Raw genomic sequence first — 466 nt, 5'->3', positions numbered from 1 at the left:
AAACTGGCCCTCGAAGGCGACCAAGGTCCTCTGGGCGAAGAAGCCATCATGAAACTGGCTGACGCTTTGGATACCTACATCCCAACACCAGAACGTGCTGTTGACGGCGCCTTCCTGTTGCCAGTAGAAGACGTATTCTCCATCTCCGGTCGCGGTACAGTTGTTACTGGCCGTATCGAACGCGGTATTGTCAAAGTAGGCGAAGAGATCGAAATCGTTGGTATCAAAGACACAGTCAAAACGACCTGTACTGGCGTTGAAATGTTCCGCAAACTGCTCGACCAAGGTCAAGCAGGCGACAACGTCGGCGTATTGCTGCGTGGTACCAAACGTGAAGATATCCAGCGTGGTCAAGTGTTGGCAAAACCAGGCTCCATCAAGCCTCACGCCCACTTCACAGGCGAGATCTATGTATTGTCCAAAGATGAAGGTGGCCGTCATACACCATTCTTCAACAACTACCGTC

1 protein-coding gene is annotated in these 466 nt (G+C 51.7%); it reads left to right on the top strand.

The annotated features are described in order from the left end of the window. The coding region (locus ACO0LM_RS28705) for an EF-Tu/IF-2/RF-3 family GTPase (protein WP_423042360.1) at positions 1–466 on the top strand (466 nt) is incomplete at both ends.

This window comes from Undibacterium sp. Di26W (genome assembly GCF_049340265.1).
Lineage (GTDB): Bacteria > Pseudomonadota > Gammaproteobacteria > Burkholderiales > Burkholderiaceae_D > Undibacterium.
Note: the sequence above shows the minus strand (reverse complement) of the source record. Positions and strands in the feature narration are given on the sequence as shown.